A 4,687-nucleotide genomic window follows, 5' to 3' on the forward strand; every position below is an offset into this window, starting at 1 on the left:
GTCGGCCAGGCTGGCGCGCATGCTGTCGCCGGCGCTGCGCGCCTGTGCGGCGGCGGCCAGCAATTCGGCATCGCAGCGGGCATGGTCGCCCAGGTCGACGGCGATCGAGGACAGCAGCCAGTGGACGTCGGCGCAGCCGGCGCCGTCGCCGTGTGTTGTCAAGGTGGCGTGTGCCGCCAGGGCCAGGCTTTCCGCGCCATCGAGGTTGCCGCGCAGCCAGGCCAGTTCCGCCTGCACCAGCTGCAAACGGGCCGAGGCCCGAGCCTGCGCCGCGGGAGCAAGGCCGGCCAGCGGCAGCAAACGGCCCGCTTCTTCGGCCAGTTCGTTTGACCGCATGCAGTCGCGCTGGCGCAAATGCCAGGACAGCGACAGCAGCAGTGGCACGCGCTCGGTGCCGCGCAAGGGCAGCAAATCGGTTTCCCACTGCGCTACTTCATGTTCGAGCGCGAACATTTCCATTCGACAAATCTCCCCGCGGCGTCAGCCTGCAAGGGATCAGGCTGTACTGCAGCCTATTGTAAGCTGCATTCGCGGGCATTTGTTCAGTCCGCCAGACAGATTTCACGTGCCGGCGCGCGGGCCTGACGGCAGGCTAGCGCGAGACCAGGCGCACGGACGTGGCGCCGTCGAGGCGCATGGCGCTGCGGCTGTCGGCGGACATGCGCAAGCCTGGCAGCACCTGGGCATCGTCGATCACCACGCGCTCGCCGGCATCGCTGAAGGCGAACGAGGCGCCGCGCCGCGTGACGAACACGCCCGGTGCCTGCGGATACAGTTCCACCTCGGCCTTTTCATGGCGGCTGTTCTTATCGCTCAGGCGGCCAAAGAAATGCATGTTGTCCTGGCGCACCACGAGTATCTGTTCGTTCGACAGCAGGTAGTGCTGTTCGATCTGCAGCGCTTCCTCCGGCGTCACGCGGTGGGGCGAGCTGACGCTGACCCTGACGCTGTCGGTCGGTGCGGGGGCGTTTTGCGCCAAGGCGCCGGCGCTGGCGAGGGACAGCAGTACGGCGGCGGCAAGGGGGAAGAGACGGGAGCTTTGCATGACATTCACCTTCAATCAGGGTTGAGGAGTGTAGATAGATTAGACCGTGGTGCCACTGCCAGGTTTCCTGCAGGGACTGATGACAAGGTAGCAAACGTGCTCCCGCATCGCCAGCGCGGGGCGATGAAAGGCCGGTTTGATGCGCTGAAATGCATAAAACCGGTGTTGAACTGTTTTGGGATTAAACGTGGAAAGCAGGCTGGGCTACAGAATTAAATTCTGTCAGCCTGCCTGTTGCTGTCGTGAAATTCGATGCGTGCGGGGTGCCCGGCAGCAGGGTCAGTACAGTGTCTGCGCCGATTCGTGCAGCAATTGGCCATACAGGGTATGGCGCATCTTGGCGATCTTGCCTTCGGACACCGCTTGCAAAATCGCGCACTGGGGCTCGATCAGGTGGCGGCAGTTGTAGAACTTGCAGCCGCCAAGGTAGGGCTGGAATTCACGGAACGCCCGTTCCAGCATGCCTTCGGACAGGTGGTACAGGCCGAATTCCTGGAAGCCGGGCGAATCGATGATGGAGCTGTTCTCGCCCAGAGCGTCGAGCTTGTACAGGCGCGTAAAGGTCGTCGTGTGCTTGCCTGTGTCCAGCGCGGCCGAGATTTCGCGCACGGCAATGTCGGCATCCGGCACGAGCAGGTTGATCAATGACGACTTGCCCATGCCCGACTGGCCGATCAAAATCGACGACTGGCCCGCCAGCAGCGGACTCAGGGTGGCGACCGCGTGCTCGGGTTCGGCGCGCGCCGACACTTCATGCACGGGATAGCCCATCGACGAGTATGGCAGCAGGCGTTCGCGCGCCCGTTCCAGCGAAGCCGTCACGTCCGTTTTATTCAGGATGATGCGCGCCTCGATGCCGGCCGCGTCAGCGGCCACCAGCGAGCGTGAGATCAGGTCGTCAGCAAAGCCGGGTTCGGTGGCCACGACGATGAACAGCTGTGTCAGGTTGGCCGCCAGCAGCTTGGATTTATACTGGTCCGAGCGGTACAGCAGGGTCTTGCGTTCCTCGATGCGGTCGATGACGGCCTGGTCGTTGGAAGTGCGCGTCAGGTGCACGATGTCGCCCACGGCCACATTGGTCTTCTTGCCGCGCGTCACGCATTGCAGCTTGGCGCCGTCCACGTCGGCCAGGTAATGGCGGCCGTGGGCGGCGATGATGATGCCGGTCAGCTTGCCGTCGCTCATGGCGCCACCTGGCTGCTTTGGTAAATGTCGTCCGCCTTGGCGGCGCAGATGAAGTCGTTTTCGGACAGGCCGCCGGCGCCCTGGTTGACCGAATGCGTGTCGTAGCGCACGGCGCAGGTTTTGTAAGTAATGATGAGCTCCGGATGGTGATCTTGGGTATGGGTCATCCAGGCCAGGGCGTTCACGAACGCCAGGGTCTGGTAATAATTCTTGAAGCCGAAGTCGCGGCACAGCTTGTCGTTCTGCACCGTCCATTCGGGCAGAAGGGCCAGCCAGGCGGCGACGGCGGCAGCGCTCAAGGCATCCTGCCGAGGCGCGCAGTGAAGCTGGCGCAACATTTGCGCAGTGGTTGGCGTACTCATGCGGCAGCCCCTTTCAGGTGGCGGATGCGCACGCTGGCCGGCGGGTGCGAGTCAAAAAAGGCCGAGTGCAGCGGGTCGGGGGTCAGGGTCGCGGCATTGTCTTCATACATTTTCACGAGCGCCGAGACCAGGTCATCCGCCTGCGTGTGCGTGGCGGCAAAGGCGTCCGCCTCGAATTCGTGCTTGCGCGAATTGAGCGAGGTCAGCGGTCCCAGCAGGAAGGTGAAGACCGGCAACACCAGCATGAACAGCAGCAGGGCCAGCGCATCCGTCGGCTGGCCCGTCAAGGCCAGGGTCACCGGGTCGACGCCGAGGCCCGCGTAGAACCATGGCTGTGTCTTCAGGAAACCCAGCAGCGCAAGAAAACCCAGCGAGACGAGGAACAGCATGGCGATGCGCTTGACGATGTGCTTGAGCTTGAAGTGTCCCAGTTCATGCGCGAGCACGGCTTCGATTTCATGCGGTGCCAGGCGCGACAGCAGGGTGTCATAGAAGACGATGCGCTTGTTGGCGCCGAAGCCCGAGAAATACGCGTTGCCGTGGGCGCTGCGCTTCGAGCCATCCATGACGAACAGGCCTTTCGAGGCGAAGCCCACGCGCCGCATCAAGCCTTCGATGCGGCTTTTCAAGGCTTCGTCGGCCAGCGGCGTGAACTTGTTGAACAGCGGCTGAATAAAGTTGGGGAAGATGACCATCATCAGCAGGGAAAACGCGCTCCAGACGATCCACGCGTAAAACCACCACAGGTCGCCACTTTTCGCCATCAGGAACAGTATGACCCACAGTAATGGCAGGCCCAGCGCGGCCGTGAGGCCTATGTTCTTGAGCAAGTCCGTGAAGAACAGCTTCTTGCTCATCATGTTGAAGCCGAAACGCTGTTCCAGCACGAATTGCTGGTAGTACTCGAAGGGCAGGTCGATCAGGCCGGAAATGACGGCGAAGGCAACCATCAGGCCCAACTGGTACAGCATCGGCGAGCCTGCCGCTCCCGTCAGTTCATGCAGGTACAGCGCCAGCCATTGCAGGCCGCCCAGCAGGGTAAAGCCGATCAGCACGGCGTAGTTGACCAGCAGGGTCAGCAGGCCGAACTTGGTCTTCGCCACCGTGTAGTCGGCCGCCTTCTGGTGCGCGGCCAGGGGGATCTTTTCCGCGAACTCGGCAGGCACGGCGGCGCGGTGCGCCAGCACGTGGCGGATCTGCCGCGAGGCGAGCCAGAAGCGCACGGCCAGGGTCAAAACGAGGACGGATACAAACAAAATCGAAAACGCGAGTGAATACATTCTGTGCCTGTGAGAAAATGGCTGATTATTTAGTTTGATTAGGCCAAGAGAGAATTATGTCACAAGCGACCGACTTATCTGCACCCACCTCTGCATCCACCCCCGCACCCACCGTCCCGGCACGTCCAAATGAGATGAACCTGGTCTGGGTCGACATGGAAATGACGGGCCTGGAGCCCGATACCGACCGCATCATCGAAGTGGCCGTGGTAGTGACGGACATGCACCTGAACCTGCTGGCCGAAGGCCCCGTGTTCGTGATCCACCAGTCGGATGAAACCCTGAACAAGATGGATGCCTGGAACAAGGGCACGCATGGCCGCTCGGGCCTGATCGACAAGGTCAAGGCATCGACCGTGACGGAAGCGCAGGCGGAAGCGGAACTGATCGCGTTCCTGAAGAAATACGTACCGGCAGGCAAGTCGCCCATGTGCGGCAACACCATCGGCCAGGACCGCCGCTTCATGGTGCGCGGCATGCCGAAGCTGGAGGCATTCTTCCACTATCGCAACGTTGATGTATCGACACTGAAAGAGCTGTGCAAGCGCTGGAAGCCGGAAATCGCCACCGGTTTCAAGAAGCACCAGAAGCACACGGCGCTGGCCGATATCCTGGAATCGATCGAAGAGCTGAAATACTACCGCGAGCACTTTATCAAGCTGTAATCGAAGACGCCTCACAAAACCTACTGCGCGTCGGTATAGGCGGCCTGCGATGCTCACCGTACCTTCGTACGGTTGCGCTTCTTAGCCACCTCTCCCTTCCGCTCGCTACGGTTTTGAGGCGTCGCGAAGGTTCCGTTACAATCGTACCAA

At 61.7% G+C, this 4,687-nt stretch carries 5 protein-coding genes and 1 pseudogene; 1 reads left to right on the forward strand and 5 read right to left on the reverse strand.

The annotated features are described in order from the left end of the window. The 5 genes and pseudogenes from JaAD80_RS29570 to JaAD80_RS29590 all read right to left on the reverse strand — a co-directional run. Positions 1-453, reverse strand: a pseudogene (locus tag JaAD80_RS29570) (GGDEF domain-containing protein); the annotation flags it as partial. Positions 454-592: 139 nt separating this feature from the next. Then, a complete protein-coding gene (locus tag JaAD80_RS29575) occupies positions 593-1,045 on the reverse strand; it encodes a hypothetical protein (protein ID WP_102299729.1) in 453 nt (150 codons plus the stop codon). A gap of 279 nt (positions 1,046-1,324) precedes the next feature. Beyond that, a complete protein-coding gene (gene rsgA, locus JaAD80_RS29580; protein WP_102299730.1) occupies positions 1,325-2,230 on the reverse strand; it encodes a ribosome small subunit-dependent GTPase A in 906 nt (301 codons plus the stop codon). Continuing rightward, positions 2,227-2,592 carry a 4a-hydroxytetrahydrobiopterin dehydratase gene (locus JaAD80_RS29585; RefSeq protein WP_102299732.1) on the reverse strand — a complete coding sequence of 122 codons (366 nt, stop codon included), beginning with the start codon at positions 2,590-2,592 and terminating at the stop codon, positions 2,227-2,229. The genes rsgA and JaAD80_RS29585 overlap by 4 nt, the downstream gene beginning before the upstream one ends. Further along, the gene (locus JaAD80_RS29590; protein ID WP_102299733.1) at positions 2,589-3,872 is read right to left on the reverse strand and encodes a M48 family metallopeptidase; all 1,284 of its coding nucleotides are present in this window, start codon (positions 3,870-3,872) and stop codon (positions 2,589-2,591) included. Before JaAD80_RS29590 ends, JaAD80_RS29585 begins: the two co-directional genes overlap by 4 nt. Positions 3,873-3,928: 56 nt before the next feature. On the opposite strand from JaAD80_RS29590, the gene orn reads away from it, so the two are divergent. After that, complete coding sequence (orn, locus tag JaAD80_RS29595; protein WP_180979674.1) at positions 3,929-4,537, forward strand: oligoribonuclease; 609 nt, start codon at positions 3,929-3,931, stop codon at positions 4,535-4,537. Positions 4,538-4,687 lie beyond the last annotated feature (150 nt).

The organism is Janthinobacterium sp. AD80 (assembly GCF_002878455.1).
In the GTDB taxonomy this organism is placed as follows: Bacteria; Pseudomonadota; Gammaproteobacteria; order Burkholderiales; family Burkholderiaceae_D; genus Janthinobacterium.